This is a genomic window from Arthrobacter sp. 9V (assembly GCF_902506065.1).
GTDB lineage: Bacteria > Actinomycetota > Actinomycetes > Actinomycetales > Micrococcaceae > Arthrobacter.
In genome coordinates this window covers 4,149,520-4,164,239 of sequence record NZ_LR732912.1, presented here as the reverse complement: position 1 = coordinate 4,164,239, position 14,720 = coordinate 4,149,520, and the positions used below count along the sequence as shown (strand labels likewise).

Sequence of the window (14,720 nt, the reverse complement as noted above, 5' to 3'; positions counted from 1 at the left end):
CAGCGGCTTGTTCGTTGCGCGCTACGTTCACGGGCGGGGGTAGCGGACAAACGCGGGATCCGCGGCTGCGCGTCGCTGGGAACGCACCCCCACCACCTTGGAAATCCCAGATGCCACCAGCAGAGTGAGAATAGCCGCCGCCATGTGTGTATAGAGCATGAGGTGAACATTGCCCGCACTGGCGGCCTCTGCGGCCGGCGCATTTACAGTGGCCTGGCTGCCGTGAAAGTGATCCAGGAATCCGTTGCCGGGGAAGTACCCTCCAAAAGCGTCGAACCCGAGGTGCAGCAGTTGCTGTGTCACGCCGGAAAGAAGGAGCAGCAGCAAGGGCCCGTGCACCCACCGGGAAATGAGTTGAGCCGCCAAAGAGCCCAGTGCGGCGAATGCCAGGAGGACGGGGACGGCGGGCGCGCTGCCGCCGGCCACCATGTGCGCTACCAGTCCCAGGGCCACCGCTACCAACCCGGTCACCCATGCCCACTTGTCCTGCACAGACGCTGCACGCATCGTCATCCTTTCCTCCACACAGGCTATGCGGAGGAAGTTCCCGGGAACAGGGGTAGCTAAACGTCCGCCTAAGCGAGCAGCGTGTTGATCAGTCGTGCGGCAACCCGTGCGGTTCGGTTATCGATGTCGAATTCCGGGTTCAGCTCGGCTACATCCAGGTGCAGCAACTTCCCGCTGGCGGCCACTTGCCGGCAGATGGCGCTGATAACCGGCAACGGCACACCGTAGGCGGCCGGCGCGCTCACTCCGGGCGCCACCGACGCCGGCATCACGTCCAGATCAATCGTCAGGTACAGCGCGTCCACGCCCGCCAGGAAGTCGGCAACGAACACTTCCGTTGCTTCCGGCGTGCACAGCTCATCAAGAAGGTACTTCACGCCCAAGCGTCGGGCGGTGTTGAAGAGTGTTTGCGTGTTGTTGGGCTCCGATATTCCGACGACGGCGTACTGCAGTTCGCGCCCAGCGGCAGCTTCGGCCTTGGCCATCTGCAGGAACGGTGTGCCTGAGCTGGGCGTTGGCTCGTCGCGGAGGTCGAAGTGGGCGTCCAGGTTCAGCACACCCAGGCGCTTGCCGCGAACAATGTCGGAACCGGCAACTCCGAGGTAGCTGGCGAACGCGGTCTCGTGGCCCCCGCCCAGCACCACCGTGAGATTGCCGGCGTCGAGCAATTCCGAAATGGCGAGCCCGGCGCGCTCTTGGCCCGCCTCCAGTGAGTCGTCCTCCACAACCACATCCCCGGCGTCGAACACGTCACGGTCCAGATGGAAAGCCAGCGGGCCCAGCGCCGTACGTATAGCGGCGGGTGCTGCCGCGGCACCCACGCGGCCCTTGTTGCGCAGAACGCCGGCGTCGCTGCAAAAACCAAGCACGACGGCGGGACGCGAGGCTGCTGCCGCACCGGAACCGGTGTGGGGCGCTACGGCCTGCCACCAGCGGCGGTGCTCGTTGCCCTCGCCGTCAAAGCGACCGGTCCACGGAGTGGGGGAGACATCTACGGTTGAGGGGCTTGTTTCCATGTTTCCAGCACACCTGACGCCGGACCCAAAAACCAGCCATTCCGCTGGTGGCGTGTCTGAGATACCGGACTTGTGGGCCTACTTGACCCCGAGCAGCTCTTCCACGGTTCCAATGCCAAAGAACAGCAGGAACGCTGCAGCCACAGCCCACATCAGCGGGTGGACTTCGCGGGCCCGGCCCTGGAAGGTGCGGATCAGGACGAAGGAGATGAAGCCTGCGCCGAGTCCGTTGGCAATGGAGTAGGTGAACGGCATGAGGGCGATGGTCAGGAACGCGGGAATTCCCACGCCCCAGTCCTGCCAGTCGATCTTGCCCACCTGCGAGACCATCATGAAACCCACCACAACCAGGGCGGGAGCCACGGCCTCGAACGGAACCAGGTTGATGAGGGGAGTGAAGAACATGGCCACCAGGAAGAGTGCGCCGGTGACGATCGAGGCGAGCCCGGTCCGTGCGCCTTCGCCGATTCCAGCACCGGACTCCACAAAGATCTGGTTGGAGGAAACAGAGGCCCCACCGCCCACAATGGCTCCGAGTGCATCCACCTGCAGGACGCGGTCCACGTTGGGGATGTTGCCGTCTTCGTCCACGGTTCCGGCCTCGTTGGCCAAGCCCACCATGGTGCCCATGGCGTCGAAGAAGATGCTGAGCAGTATCACGAACGCCAGCAAAGCCGCAGCGATGAAACCGAGGTGCTCAAAGGCGCCGAACGGATTGGCTTTGCCGATCAGGGACAGGTCCGGGGCGCCCCATTCCGTAAGCGTGGGGGCAACCAGGGACCAGCCGCGGGGGTTGACGTTGGTGCCGTCAAAGCTCGGGCCAATCTGCAGGGTGAACTCGAGGATCGCGGCCAGGGCAGTGGAAACCACAATCCCGATCAGGATGGCACCGCGCACCTTGCGGACCACCAGGGCGATGGTCAGGATCAGGCCCACGGCGAACACCAGCGTAGGCCAGCCCAGGAGCTTGCCGTCCACACCCAAGCCGAGCGGAACGGTGGTGCCGGCGGCGTCGGGGATGCGGCGCACGAAACCGGCGTTGACCAAGCCAATGAGGGCGATGAAGAGGCCAATACCCACAACAATTGCGGTTTTGAGGGCTTCCGGCACTGCCTTGAACACCGCAGTCCGGAAACCGGTCAGCACCAGGATGAGCATGGTGAGGCCCGAAAGCACCACGAGCCCCATCATGTCCGGCCATGTCAGCCCGGGGTGGGATGCCACTGTGACTGCCACGAAGGCATTGACTCCCAGGCCCGTGGCCACGGCGAACGGGTGCTTGGCCCAGGCGCCCATGAGGATGGTCAGGATGCCGGCAACGAACGCCGTCGTGGCTGCAACGGCGGTGAAGCCCAGCGAGGCGCCGCTCGAGTCCGGCCCGGAGAGGATCAGTGGATTCAGCACCACGATGTAGCTCATGGCGAAGAAGGTCGCGAAGCCGCCACGGATTTCCCGCGAGTATGTGGATCCACGTTCGGAGATCTTGAAGTAGCGGTCGACTGCAGAACCTTGTTTCAGCATGAAGGTCTCCGGGGATCGAGGGGAGTTTGCTCTCAAATCCTATGTTGTCCGGTGCGGACCCTCCCAACGATTCGCCTAGTCTGTAAGGAAGCCAACACTAGGAGAAACCGCCCCATGCGTACCATCCGCCCGCTTCTGGCCGCCGTCGTTGCTGCTCTTGCTTTTTGTTCAGCCCTGCTGTTCTCTGCGGTACCGGCGTCCGCGCACGACGTCGCCGAGTCAACCGCGCCGGCCAACGGTGCCAGCGTGGCGGCAGTCCCGGCGTCGGTCTCCATTACGTTCAACAACCGCCCCCTGGCCATCGGTTCCGGTGTCACGGTGACCGCGGGCGGCGAAAATTGGGCAGATGGCCCGGTGGAAATCATCGACAATCAGGCCGTTCAGAAGCTTCGCGAGGGCGCACCCGCAGGCGAGTTCACCGTGGTTTGGCGTGTGGTCAGCTCCGATTCGCACCCCATTGAGGGCACCTTCACGTTCACAGCCGCCGCGGGAAGCACGACGACGGCGAGTGGTACCGCAGGTGCCTCACCGGCGGCATCAGCTTCGTCAGCCGCGGTTCCCACCGCGGGCACTGCCGCGCCGGGGACAACGGGCAACAATGAGCCGGCGGCTGACGCCTCCCAGCCATTTCCGTGGAGCATCGTAGGGCTGGCCGTTGTGGCTGTGGGTCTCGTTATTTATCTCGCTGTTACCGCACGGAAGAAATTGGCGGCTTCGAACGACGCCGATAGCGATACTCCCGCGGAATAACGCGGTTTTCTACGTAGCTGCGAATATCTCGAAACGGTTACCGCGACACGCCGGAACCCCGGTTCCCGTTACTTAAATGTGACTTCGGCTGATTCATCGCGTACGGTAGTACCTGTGCCTGTTCCACGTAGCGGGCACTTCCGGCCTGATTGCCTAGCTCTGCCGCAGTCCGGAATCCGTTCGCAGACAAACCTACGGCAGAGACGGGGAACCCAATTTAGGCCGCTTTCGAGCGCGCCTTGGGGTGAAGTCACGAAGCTTCCGCCTAACAGCGGGGGATAGTGGCCGGGTGACTCCCATCCGAATCCGACAGCTAACCTCGCAGGCATCGGGAGAGGCTCTTTCATGTCTTCACGCATTCTTCGCGGCCGTCGTAAGGCGGACAGCGTACGTCCTAATCCGTTCATCTCCATCTCGAAGGCAGTGGCCAGCAACGCTTCAGGCGCTGGCCGTCAGGCAGCTGTTATCGCAGCCGCCTCGGGCCTCGTTTTGACCGGCTCCATTGCTGCTCACGCAGCTGAGACCCCGGTTCAGCGCGATTCCAGCCCCGCTACGGTCGCTGAGACCGTTTCCGAGGCACCCACCAAGGTTGTTACGGCCCTTTCAACGGCCACCGTCAACTTCGAGCGTCCGGCTGTTGCTTCGGTAGCAGCTCCGGTCATCGAAAAGCCGGCTCCTGTTGTTGAGGCTCCCGTAGTTCAGAAGGCAGCTGTCACCACCGCTGCTGCAACAGCTCCGGTCGCCGCTCAGGCTGCGGTTGCTGCTCCTGTGGCTGCCGCTCCGGTTGCCGCTGCTCCGGCTCCTGTAGCTGCTGCTCCCGCCGTTGGCGGCGTCAACGCAGCTATGGTTGCCTCGGCTTACGCCCAGATCGGTATCTTCCAGGACTGCACCGCCATGGTTGAAAAGGCCCTTGGCTCCGCAGGCATCCCGGTAGGCGACCTCGGCCCCATGCAGTTCATGAACTACGGCAAGGTAGTCAGCGATCCCCAGCCGGGCGACATGATCGTCCAGTCCGGCCACGTTGCCATCTACATCGGCAACGGCCAGGCCATCAGCGGTGGCATCAACGGCAACCAGACGGGCATCCACCCGATCAGCTGGTTGACCGCAACTGGTCCCATCACGTACGTACGCGCTGGCGCATAAGCCTCACGCGGCAGTTCAAAGGCCGGCACCTTTGAAGACTCACGTCTTCGAGGGTGCCGGCCTTTGGCGTTAAGTTCTGTCCGTAAAAGTCAGGCGAGGGCGATTCCGGGACCCGACGGCAAGGCAACCTTGGAGGAGATGGCCTGCCCCACCGCTTTGGCTTGCCGCAGGACTTCCTTGGGGGACGGTGTAATAAGGTCTCCTACGCCCACCAAGTGCATCCCAACGGCCCGCATGGCTGCGGCAAAATTCTGTCCGACGGATATGCCGAGTTCAGCAAGCATGCGTCGTAACTGGCTCTGGGCGCAGCGCGTCACTACAACGTGATCTGCCAGGAGGACGCCTTGAGCTGTGTGCACCGCCCACTGCCGGGGATTTGATTCGATGGGGCCCGAGACATGGAGTCCGGTCCTCAGACCCGCGGTAGTCATGCTGGCGGCCAAGCCGTATCCCATTTGCCGCGAGGGGTCCGAGCCCAGGAAATCAAGGCGGACGGCCCGGGTGGTGTTACGAACATCCAAGTGATGGTTGGCTGCGTAGTTCCGCAGGTGGCGGAGGATTTCGTTGCGCTCCTGCATTGCAGCTGGATCTGCGGCGTCGGTGCGTTGAAGCATGCCTGTATGGACGGACGGCCCTGTGGCGGACAACGCACCAAACCCGTCAACCACAATTGAGCCCACGCCATAGCGGCTGAGCTCGCTGGCAACTGCCAAGCCGGAAAGGCCGGCTCCGATGACCACGGTGGTGGTGCGCTCCGTGCCGGAATCAGGCGTGAGTGACACTGCTTGGTTCCTCCTTGACGTGTGTGCCTTACGGCATCGCGTGGGATCGCGTCCGAGTTCCCCAAGCGGCCGCAAATAAATGACCGGGCATGTGCTGTGAGACACATTTGCCGGCCATTCGGTGACTCGAACACTACCGAACTTTTTCGGCCATGGATAGCCTCTTCGGCGGCGCGTTTTGTGTGTTCGTCGGTAGCGCAATATGGACGGCCGGGAACCGAGCCCTGACCGTTATGCACATAGCCCGATGTCGTCTTGATTCGCCACTGCTGACCGAGAATAGTGAGCATTGGGAGGAGAAATCTCCGGGTTTCTCCTGCCCCGGCCATTGACAATGAAAGAGCCAGGGAGTTCCACGCAGGGAACCTCTGGCAGAATAGCCGGAACATCAAGCAGTAGGTGGAGAGGCAGGCCCCCATGGACCAGCACGGCAGACACAGTGAAGAGCCACAGGACGGCCAGGACCAGGTTGTGGAACCGGGTGGCATCGTCGTCGGAGTGGACGGTTCGGAGCATGGTCAGTGTGCCTTGGTATGGGCCGCACGGGAAGCGGAACGCCGGCAACTTCCCCTGCATATTGTCACGGCCTACTCCGTCCCCATTTTCGCCGCCTCCGGCTTGGACGGTGGCTATGCAACAGTTGACGATTCCGTGATCCGCGAGGGCGCTGACGCGATCGTTCGCCAAGCCCTGGAAAAAGTCTCCGGATATGCCATCGACGTTGATGCTTCCGTGGAAAACGGCGATGCCGCTGGCGTCCTGCTGGACCTGTCCGAGGAGGCCGCGCTGCTTGTCTTCGGCAGCCGGGGCCGGGGTGGGTTCGTCGGGCGCCTGCTTGGCTCGGTGAGCAGTGCCCTGCCCGCACACGCCAAGTGCCCCACAGTGACAGTCCCGCTCTATTGCGCTGACAGGCTGGGTGAGAACACCGAGGACAAACACATCAAAGCCGAACACGCCAAGCGGGGCCCTCGCACCGTTGAAAACGTGGTCGCCGTAGGCGTAGACGGCTCCGAACAAGCACGCGTTGCCGTGCTCGAGGCCGCCGAGCAAGCTCAGCGCATGGGAGCCAAGCTCCGGGTCATCTGCGCTGTTCCTCAGTACAGTGGTTCCTTGGCCTGGGTTCCGGCTCCGTTGGACCGTGATGCTTTGTTTGCGGATATCAGGGTTCAGCTCGACGCCGGCGTGGCATGGCTCAGAAGCCACTTCCCTTCGTTGCCCATTGAGACTGATCTCCGGGATGGCTCACCCGTGGATGTTCTGGTGGACGCAAGCCGCAGCGTGGAGTTGGTGGTTCTGGGCACGCGGGGCCGCGGCGGATTCGCCGGCATGCTGCTGGGGTCAACCTCGGACGGAGTCCTGCACCACGCCAAGGGACCTGTGCTGGTTGTACCGGATCGGGAGGACCCGCGGCTCGCTGACCGTCAAAAGTTCGGACCCATGCTCGGGGCAGCCTGAGTCCGCGCGTTTACCGTTCATGAACCCGTACCGTCCATGAAAAGGAAGCAGCCCGGGGAGTCGTCACAGGATGGCGGTGCCGGCTACGGCACCTCCGCTCCACTATTCGTCATGGACATTGCCGGAATACGTGGAGCCATGATTCCGGATGTGGGTGGCAAGGCGGCCAACCTCGGCGAGCTGGCCAGCGCAGGGCTACCCGTGCCGCCCGGCTTTTGCCTCACCACAGCCGCTTACCAGCGGGCGCTCGCCGCCAGTGGCCTTGAGGATATCTTCATGGCTTTGAAAGGGACGTCCGGCCCCGGGCCGGACGCAGGTGCCACCGCCTCAGGTTTGGACCGGCTCAATGAGCTTGCCGCCCGTGCCCGGTCATCAGTGATCGATGCCGGGGTGCCTGCCGTGATCGCACAAGCGGTGCGGACAGCCTACGAAGAGTTGGGGGACAACGTTCCCGTCGCTGTAAGGTCTTCAGCAACCGCCGAGGACTTGCCGTTCGCGAGCTTTGCCGGACAACAGGACACTTTCCTGAACGTCGTGGGCGTGGACTCGGTCTTGGACGCCGTAAGCCGCTGTTGGGCATCGCTTTGGACAGACCGTGCGGTGACTTACCGGACCACCAACGGAATTGATCATGCAACCGTGGCCTTGGCTGTGGTGGTCCAGGAAATGGTGGACTCCACTACGGCGGGTGTGATGTTTACTGCCAACCCTGTGACGGGGAATCGCCACGAAACCGTCATTGATGCCAGCCCCGGCCTGGGGGAAGCGGTGGTTTCCGGTGCCGTAAATCCGGATCACTTCGTTGTGGACACCCTGCGGGGTGAGATCGTGGCCAGGATCCTGGGGGACAGGCAAGTGGAGATCCGTGCGGTTCCAGGCGGAGGCACGGAACGTCTTGAGCGGGATCGCCGCCGCCTGCCGGATGATCCGGCTCCACAACCCTGCCTCAGCGATGATCAGGTCCTCGCGCTCGCCACGCTGGGCGGTGCAGTCCAGCAGCATTATGGCGCCCCGCAAGACACCGAATGGGCAATAGACGCCGGCGGGAAGCTATGGCTTACCCAGGCCAGGCCCATCACCACCCTCTACCCGCAAACCACCCGAACGCCTCCTCTAGCGGGCGAACACGCGTTCCTGAATTTCAGTCTCGCGCAGGGCCTCACCAGGCCGTTGACGCCCATGGGGTTGGCCGGTATCCGGCTCATCGCCTCGTGCGTCGCCAGGACTGCTGCCTTCGATGTCCCAGATCCCCGGTCCGGCCCGCCACCTTACTATGAGGCGGGCCAACGTATCTTCTTCGACCTCACAGCTGTGCTGCGGAGCCGGGTGGGGCGAGCAATCGTTCCGCGGGTTTTCGATGTCATGGAGGCCCGCTCCGCCACACTCATGCGGGGTCTCTTTGATGATCCACGCTTCACGGTGAACAACAAGACACCTTTAAAGCTGATTCGCCATGTTGGTCCGGTTGCGGCCAAATATCGGGTTCCGCAGTCACTCGCCCGTGCACTGTTCCGCCCGGTTGCCTCCATGAAACGTGTTGAGGCCCTCTCAGCGGAACTGCGGCAGGCCCTTGCTGTTCCGAGGGAAGCAACTTCCCATCAGCGGCTCGGCCACGTCCAGAGGATCCTTGGAGAGGAAATCTTTGCCACCGTGCCGCAGGTGCTGCCCCTTCCCGCGCTCGGTTTCGCGATGGTGGCGCTGGTGAAGCGCCTTCTGGGCGAGCAAGCGCCCTATGACCAACTCCAAACAGTGCTCCGTGGCCTAGCCAACAACGTCACCACGGAGATGGACCTGGCTTTATGGCAGATCGCCTCCGAAATCCGTAAGGATCCTGACGCCGTTGCCTCCATGGTTGATCAAACTGCGGCACAACTGGTGGAACAGTATCGGGCAGCCACCCTTCCGCCGGTTGCGCAGTCCCGTATGGAAGAGTTCCTGCGAACGTATGGACATAGGGCCGTCGCCGAGATCGATCTCGGAATGCCGCGCTGGTCCGATGACCCTACCCACATCCTCGGTGTGGTGGCCAACTATTTGCGCCTTGCTGACGGCGCGGAGTCCCCGGATCAACAGTTCATGCGGGCAGCCCGTGACGCCGATGAGCAAGTTGCCCGCTTCGTGGCCCGCGCCAGGGCGAAAAGTCCGCTGCATAAGGCGGTAGTAAAAATTGCTTTGGACCGAACACGTCGATTCGCCGGCTTGCGCGAGTTGCCCAAGTACAACCTGGTCCTGGGATTGTCGGCCGCACGGGAGCAGCTGCTTCTCATCGGGAAAGAGCTTGCGGCAACACATCGGATCGAACGTGCTGAGGACGTGTTCTTTTTGGACCTCGACGACGTCGAGGTCGCCTTGGCAGGAGACGACCTCCGCGAAACAGTTTCCCAACGCCGTGCGGTGTACGGGCAGGAGCTCCGCCGCAGGCACATTCCCAGAGTGCTGCTATCTGATGGGACAGAACTAGAGGCTACGGCAGGCGGGACCGGCGGAAAGCATCCCCCAGACACCGTGCACCCAGGAACCCTGTCCGGAAGCCCGGCGTCGGCAGGTCTGGTGTCTGGACCTGCGCGGGTCATCATGGATCCGGTGGGTGCCCGCCTGGAACCCGGGGAAATCCTCGTGGCACCATCAACTGACCCCGGCTGGACGCCACTCTTCCTCACCGCTGGAGGCTTGGTCATGGAAATGGGAGGGCCCAACTCCCACGGCGCGGTGGTGGCCCGTGAGTACGGCATACCTGCGGTGGTGGGCGTCCCCGACGCAACCTCGCGCATCAGCACAGGCCAGCACATCACGGTGGACGGTGCAGCCGGAACGGTCAGTATGGAAAAACCCTAAGCGCCGAAGGAACTCAGGCGTGCTGGTGGGACTCGTGCTCGGAGTGGCTCACCGGCTCCAGTTGAAAAGTGCAGTGCTCGGTATCGAAGTGCCTGCCCAGGCAAGAGCCCAGCTGATCGAGGATACTGTCCGCCCCCGTGGCGTTCAGAACATCATCCTCCACCACCACGTGGGCCGAGAACACGGGCACTCCGGACGTGATGGTCCAGATGTGGATGTCATGGGCGTCCACCACGCCGTCGACAGCCAGAATGTGCTCGCGGATCATGTTGACGTCCACACCCTTGGGCGTTGCTTCCAGGAGCACGTCCACCACATCTCGGAGCAGGTGCCAGGCCCGCGGAATGATCATCAAGGCAATCAGCACGGACGCCAGGGGGTCAGCAGCGCTGAATCGCGTAGTCATGATCACCACGGCCGCGACGATGACTGCGATGGAGCCAAGGAGGTCACCCAGAACTTCCAGGTAGGCGCCGCGGACATTGAGGCTTTCCTTCTGCGCTCCCTGAAGGATCAGCAAGGAAATGAGGTTGGCCACAGCACCCAAAATGGCGGCCCACAGCATAATGTCAGTCTGGATTTCGGACGGTTCGCCGAATCTGCGGATCGCCTCAATCATGATCACCACGGCTATGACGATCAGGATCAGGGCATTGGCCAGCGCGGCCAGGACCTCGGCCCTCTGGTATCCGTAAGTTCGCTGGTCGCTGGCAGGACGGGTAGCAATCCACGCAGCCATCAAGGCGATGAACACCCCTGCCGCATCGGACAGCATGTGGCCGGCATCGGCCAACAGCGCCAAGGATCCGGACACGACGGCGCCAACCACCTGGATGCCCACCACACCTAAGGTGATGGCCAGGACGGCGAACAGCCGCTTCCGATGCTTGCCGGTTGCTGTGACTCCGTGGGAGTGGTTGTGGTCGTGCCCCATGCCTATAAGGCTAGCCCCAGCCGAGCTCATGCAAGCGGTCGTCATCTATTCCGAAGTGGTGAGCAATCTCATGTACCACGGTGATGGCCACTTCGTCGATGACTTCTTCACGGGTGCTGCAGATGTTCAGGATGGGTTGGCGGAAGATCGTGATCCGGTCCGGGAGGGATCCTGCCTCCCACCAAGAGTCGCGTTCGGTCAGGGGGACTCCCTCGTAGAGCCCCAACAACACAGTGTCTGGATTCTCTCCGGGTTGTGGTGTGTAGTCGTCCTCAATGAAGATCGCCACATTGTCCATGGCACTGGCCGCTTTGGGCGGGATCAGCTGAAGGGCGTCACTGACGGCTTCCTCAAAGTCCTCAGGCGACATCTCGTAAGGCCCTGAAACATAGGCCTCATCAACAGGCCTTTTTTCCAGAGGGCTGTGCACCGCGTTCCGTTCCCGCAGCGGCGAGGAAGGGCGCTCGCCGTCGGGAACTATTGGCAGGCCGGGAGGAAGATTCACGGGCATGATTGAACTTTAGTCCGCCAACGCAGCAATAGCTCAGTGTGTGATGGGAGATACTGAACTCAATCCTCCGTTTCTACAGACACAGGAACCGCATGACCGGCACCGCTTCCCTCGCACCTGAACCCCTCGACGTCGTGGTTGTGGGTGAGGCATTGATCGACATCGTCCAGTCGGCGGACGGGCAGAAGGAGTACCCCGGCGGATCGCCTGCAAATGTCTCGTACGGCCTTGGCCTGTTGGACGTGAAAACGGGCCTGCTGACAGCGATCGGCCGTGACGAACGGGGTGATGCAATCGCTGCCCACTTGCAACACGCCGGCGTGGTGCTGTTGCCCGGATCCATGTCGGCAGGCAAGACCGCGACGGCAACAGCCCGCATAACGGCCGACGGTTCCGCAGATTACACGTTCGATATCGACTGGGCACTGGCTCCGCTGGCCTTGCCCTATGCGCCCAGGATCCTGCACACCGGGTCCATCGCTACGTTCCTGGAGCCCGGTGCAAGCGTTGTCCGGAGCTTGCTGGAACAGGCCCAGGGCGGATGCATGGTCACATACGATCCCAATATCCGCCCCGATCTTCTTGGTAGTCACCAAGAGGCACTCTCACTGTTCGAGGAAATTGTGCCCCTGACGGATGTGGTCAAACTCAGTGGCAGCGATGCGCGTTGGCTCTACCCCGGCAAGGCGCTGGAGGACACGGCGAGCCACCTCTTGTCGCTTGGCACAGGACTTGCTGTGGTGACTCAGGGGGTCAAGGGCTCCCTCATGGCCACCCGGCACATACAGCTCACTGTCCCGGCAGTCCCTGCGACTGTGGCGGACACCATCGGCGCCGGCGATTCCTACACGACAGCGCTCATCATGGGGCTCCTGCTGCGAGGCAGCGACGGACTCGCACCAACGGTGCTGGAACGGATCGGCACCATTGCCTCCATGGCTGCTTCCATTGCTGTGGGCCGGCCAGGTGCCAACCCGCCCACGCACCGGGAACTTCTGATGGGTATGGCCCGCTAGCTCAGCCTCTACGTTCGGCGCGGGTCCGGCGTCGCGTGAGGCCTACGCCAATCAGGCAGATGACGCCGCCGATCAATCCCCAAATAGTGGGGATCTCCTGGAGTACCGCCCACGAAATCAAGATGGTGGTGCCCGGAACAAGGTAGGTGGTGGCGGCGAGCTTTCCGGCCGAGATCAGCGATAACGCATACGCCCATGTGGTGAAAGCGATGGCAGTGGGGAAGATGCCCAAATACACCAGTCCCAGGGTGGCAGGGAGCGGTGCCGCTTGGACTTCGGAGATCAACTGACCCGTCCATGGCAAGCAGCAGATTGCGCCCACCATGATGCCGAACCAGGTCGCCTGCCCAGCCGTGAATTTCCGGAGCACGGGTTTCTGCAGGATCGCGCTCACAGAGGCGAGCACAGCGGCAAGCAAGCACAAAAGCACACCGGCCACGTCCGCCGTCGAGCGCTGCCCGGAACCCAACGCAATCATTGCGACGCCGCAGAAGGCAACACCGCTGCCAATCAGCAGCCACCGCGGGAAGCCTTCCTTGAGGAAGATTCCGGCAAGAATGGCGATGAGAATGGGGGAGACGTTGATCAGCATGGCGCTGGTGCCGGCGTCGAGCAGGTGCTCCGCGGCGTTCAGCGCCACGTTGTAGCCGCCGAACCACATCACCCCGTAGGCCACGATCGGCAACCATTCCCGGCCGCTCGGCCACACCTTCAGTGTTGGCAGCACCACGATTCCAAGTACGACGGCGGCAACCGCCAACCGTCCCAGCGTCAAGGAACCGGGGGAGAAGCTGGGGCCCACGGCCCGGATGCCCACGAAGGCCGAAGCCCACAGGACCACTGTGATGATGACGGCGGCGATGCCGAGTTTGCTGATGGCTGCTCCCGGCGCGGGGGTGGTGCGCGGGGACAGGTCCGGGGAAGGCTGGCCGGGTTCGGCCGGGGTGGTGGTTGTCATAGGGCAAATCTATCCGGCATGCAGCGGTGGCGGCTGGCGGTTTTCGGACGCGTCAGGACAAGATCCTGCCAATGTTCCGTGTTGGCCTCTCGGGTGCCCTGATCTGTGGTCCAGGGCACTCTGCAAACCTCGATTTGGGAATATCGCCATCTATGCTCTAAAGTTTTAGAGTCCAGTTCGGACGAGCGAGACACGGAAAGAACGCGTAAAGCGTCCCTTTTCTTCGCGAAATCCGAATTGAGTTCAGGCCCCCATCGTCTAGCGGCCTAGGACACCGCCCTTTCACGGCGGCGGCACGGGTTCGAATCCCGTTGGGGGTACGCAAGGAAGTGGTAAATCGGATGAAAAAAGTCTGGTAAACTAGAAGCCTTGAAAAAAACGCGGTAGAGATACTGCAAACGCAAGGCCCTGTAGCGCAGTTGGTTAGCGCGCCGCCCTGTCACGGCGGAGGTCGCGGGTTCAAGTCCCGTCAGGGTCGCTCTGAGCGCCGAAGAAATTCGGTTCTCAAGGTGACATGTCACCTAGGCTCTGTAGCTCAGTTGGTAGAGCGTTCGACTGAAAATCGAAAGGTCACCGGATCGACGCCGGTCGGAGCCACCACTGGGAAGCATCAGTTCTTCGGAACTGGTGCTTTTCTTCTTTAACGCAATTGGCAGGGTTTGCCTCGGGGGTTGTAGGACAAAACGGTGTAGGTCCCGGGACCATGGAACCGCTGCTAAGGTCGTTGCGCCGGCACCCGGGGACGGGAGCCGGCGCACGCTTTTGTTACTTCCCCTGAAGCCTCTAGAGGATGGGGCTCATGGCGTTCCAGCTGGAGCCGACCCGAACTTGGGGGAGCATGCCGCCTTTGCCGTTACCGGGGTGCATCCACAGGTTCCCTGCCCCGTCGCGGGCAAGCACGTCCGCGAAACCGTCGGCATCCCGACCCTGCGGAGCCTTCGGGTCCGGCCACTTGCTGTCCATAAGGATGACCTTGCCTGACTCCGATACCAGGACTTTGTCATGAATTGGGTCGACGGCGATGCCGATGCCATTGAGGGTGAACTTCCCGAGGCTCTGAAAACGGCCGTCCTTCGCCGCGGTGATCTCCACACCGCTCTCGCTTCCCCAAAAGCGATTCCCGAAGAGCATCGTCCGCGTCTCGGGGTCGTAAGCCAGCATGGACCCGCTATCACTGCCGGGGAAGAAGTCCGGGAACTGGGTTACTTTGCCGTCTTTGTACTCCACCAGGTCTCCCATATTCGAAAACAGGAGCCGATTTTCCACTGGATCGAAGGCAAGGCCGACAC

At 62.4% G+C, this 14,720-nt stretch carries 13 protein-coding genes, 3 tRNA genes and 1 riboswitch; of the genes, 8 read left to right on the top strand and 8 right to left on the bottom strand.

The window, feature by feature from the left end; translation table 11 throughout:
• Positions 1-27 precede the first annotated feature (27 nt).
• The 3 genes from BACI9J_RS19125 to BACI9J_RS19115 all read right to left on the bottom strand — a co-directional run bounded on the left by BACI9J_RS19125 (position 28) and on the right by BACI9J_RS19115 (position 3,044).
• Positions 28-507: a hypothetical protein gene (locus tag BACI9J_RS19125; protein ID WP_159735761.1), complete on the bottom strand. Its 480-nt coding sequence runs from the start codon at positions 505-507 to the stop codon at positions 28-30.
• 68 nt (positions 508-575) lie between these two features.
• Complete coding sequence (gene hutG / locus BACI9J_RS19120) at positions 576-1,523, bottom strand: formimidoylglutamase (RefSeq protein ID WP_159735760.1); 948 nt, start codon at positions 1,521-1,523, stop codon at positions 576-578.
• 78 nt (positions 1,524-1,601) lie between these two features.
• On the bottom strand, positions 1,602-3,044 hold the full coding sequence (locus BACI9J_RS19115; RefSeq protein WP_159735759.1) for an NCS2 family permease: 1,443 nt from the start codon (positions 3,042-3,044) through the stop codon (positions 1,602-1,604).
• Between the two features lie 114 nt (positions 3,045-3,158).
• Between BACI9J_RS19115 and BACI9J_RS19110 the strand changes: the two genes are divergently transcribed.
• Entirely contained in the window at positions 3,159-3,794 is a 636-nt protein-coding gene (locus BACI9J_RS19110; RefSeq protein ID WP_159735758.1) for a copper resistance CopC family protein, read from the top strand.
• A 174-nt stretch (positions 3,795-3,968) separates the two neighbouring features.
• Positions 3,969-4,136: riboswitch (cyclic di-AMP (ydaO/yuaA leader) on the top strand.
• A 3-nt stretch (positions 4,137-4,139) separates the two neighbouring features.
• Entirely contained in the window at positions 4,140-4,940 is an 801-nt protein-coding gene (locus BACI9J_RS19105; RefSeq protein WP_159735757.1) for an NlpC/P60 family protein, read from the top strand.
• An 89-nt stretch (positions 4,941-5,029) separates the two neighbouring features.
• Here the strand turns inward: BACI9J_RS19105 and BACI9J_RS19100 are convergent, their stop codons facing one another.
• Positions 5,030-5,722, bottom strand: a complete 693-nt coding sequence (locus BACI9J_RS19100) for an FAD-binding protein (RefSeq protein ID WP_201296620.1) — start codon at positions 5,720-5,722, stop codon at positions 5,030-5,032.
• Between the two features lie 417 nt (positions 5,723-6,139).
• Between BACI9J_RS19100 and BACI9J_RS19095 the strand changes: the two genes are divergently transcribed.
• Together BACI9J_RS19095 and BACI9J_RS19090 are read left to right on the top strand one after the other, a co-directional pair.
• On the top strand, positions 6,140-7,177 hold the full coding sequence (locus BACI9J_RS19095) for a universal stress protein (RefSeq protein ID WP_159735756.1): 1,038 nt from the start codon (positions 6,140-6,142) through the stop codon (positions 7,175-7,177).
• 36 nt (positions 7,178-7,213) lie between these two features.
• The gene (locus BACI9J_RS19090; RefSeq protein WP_159735755.1) at positions 7,214-10,012 is read left to right on the top strand and encodes a PEP/pyruvate-binding domain-containing protein; all 2,799 of its coding nucleotides are present in this window, start codon (positions 7,214-7,216) and stop codon (positions 10,010-10,012) included.
• A gap of 13 nt (positions 10,013-10,025) precedes the next feature.
• Here the strand turns inward: BACI9J_RS19090 and BACI9J_RS19085 are convergent, their stop codons facing one another.
• Together BACI9J_RS19085 and BACI9J_RS19080 are read right to left on the bottom strand one after the other, a co-directional pair.
• Positions 10,026-10,946: a cation diffusion facilitator family transporter gene (locus BACI9J_RS19085; RefSeq protein WP_159735754.1), complete on the bottom strand. Its 921-nt coding sequence runs from the start codon at positions 10,944-10,946 to the stop codon at positions 10,026-10,028.
• A gap of 10 nt (positions 10,947-10,956) precedes the next feature.
• Complete coding sequence (locus BACI9J_RS19080) at positions 10,957-11,457, bottom strand: metallopeptidase family protein (RefSeq protein WP_159735753.1); 501 nt, start codon at positions 11,455-11,457, stop codon at positions 10,957-10,959.
• Between the two features lie 92 nt (positions 11,458-11,549).
• Here BACI9J_RS19080 and BACI9J_RS19075 point away from each other — a divergent pair, with 92 nt between their 5' ends.
• Positions 11,550-12,473, top strand: a complete 924-nt coding sequence (locus BACI9J_RS19075; protein WP_159735752.1) for a PfkB family carbohydrate kinase — start codon at positions 11,550-11,552, stop codon at positions 12,471-12,473.
• A gap of 1 nt (position 12,474) precedes the next feature.
• Here BACI9J_RS19075 and BACI9J_RS19070 read toward each other — a convergent pair whose 3' ends face one another.
• Positions 12,475-13,431, bottom strand: a complete 957-nt coding sequence (locus tag BACI9J_RS19070) for a DMT family transporter (RefSeq protein WP_159735751.1) — start codon at positions 13,429-13,431, stop codon at positions 12,475-12,477.
• Between the two features lie 247 nt (positions 13,432-13,678).
• On the opposite strand from BACI9J_RS19070, the gene BACI9J_RS19065 reads away from it, so the two are divergent.
• From BACI9J_RS19065 to BACI9J_RS19055, 3 genes are all read left to right on the top strand, one after another.
• Positions 13,679-13,751, top strand: a tRNA-Glu gene (locus BACI9J_RS19065).
• Positions 13,752-13,835: 84 nt separating this feature from the next.
• Positions 13,836-13,909 (top strand) — tRNA-Asp (locus tag BACI9J_RS19060).
• A gap of 46 nt (positions 13,910-13,955) precedes the next feature.
• Positions 13,956-14,031, top strand: a tRNA-Phe gene (locus BACI9J_RS19055).
• 183 nt (positions 14,032-14,214) lie between these two features.
• On the opposite strand, the gene BACI9J_RS19050 is transcribed toward BACI9J_RS19055, so the two are convergent.
• Entirely contained in the window at positions 14,215-14,658 is a 444-nt protein-coding gene (locus tag BACI9J_RS19050; protein WP_159735750.1) for a hypothetical protein, read from the bottom strand.
• Positions 14,659-14,720 lie beyond the last annotated feature (62 nt).

Excerpts from the sequence above, each read along its gene's own strand:
- BACI9J_RS19125 (WP_159735761.1), bottom strand. The coding sequence starts at position 507 with ATGCGTGCAGCGTCTGTGCAGGACAAGTGGGCATGGGTGACCGGGTTG.
- hutG (WP_159735760.1), bottom strand. The coding sequence starts at position 1,523 with ATGGAAACAAGCCCCTCAACCGTAGATGTCTCCCCCACTCCGTGGACC.
- BACI9J_RS19115 (WP_159735759.1), bottom strand. The coding sequence starts at position 3,044 with ATGCTGAAACAAGGTTCTGCAGTCGACCGCTACTTCAAGATCTCCGAA.
- BACI9J_RS19110 (WP_159735758.1), top strand. The coding sequence starts at position 3,159 with ATGCGTACCATCCGCCCGCTTCTGGCCGCCGTCGTTGCTGCTCTTGCT.
- BACI9J_RS19105 (WP_159735757.1), top strand. The coding sequence starts at position 4,140 with ATGTCTTCACGCATTCTTCGCGGCCGTCGTAAGGCGGACAGCGTACGT.
- BACI9J_RS19095 (WP_159735756.1), top strand. The coding sequence starts at position 6,140 with ATGGACCAGCACGGCAGACACAGTGAAGAGCCACAGGACGGCCAGGAC.
- BACI9J_RS19090 (WP_159735755.1), top strand. The coding sequence starts at position 7,214 with ATGAAAAGGAAGCAGCCCGGGGAGTCGTCACAGGATGGCGGTGCCGGC.
- BACI9J_RS19085 (WP_159735754.1), bottom strand. The coding sequence starts at position 10,946 with ATGGGGCACGACCACAACCACTCCCACGGAGTCACAGCAACCGGCAAG.
- BACI9J_RS19080 (WP_159735753.1), bottom strand. The coding sequence starts at position 11,457 with ATGCCCGTGAATCTTCCTCCCGGCCTGCCAATAGTTCCCGACGGCGAG.
- BACI9J_RS19075 (WP_159735752.1), top strand. The coding sequence starts at position 11,550 with ATGACCGGCACCGCTTCCCTCGCACCTGAACCCCTCGACGTCGTGGTT.
- BACI9J_RS19070 (WP_159735751.1), bottom strand. The coding sequence starts at position 13,431 with ATGACAACCACCACCCCGGCCGAACCCGGCCAGCCTTCCCCGGACCTG.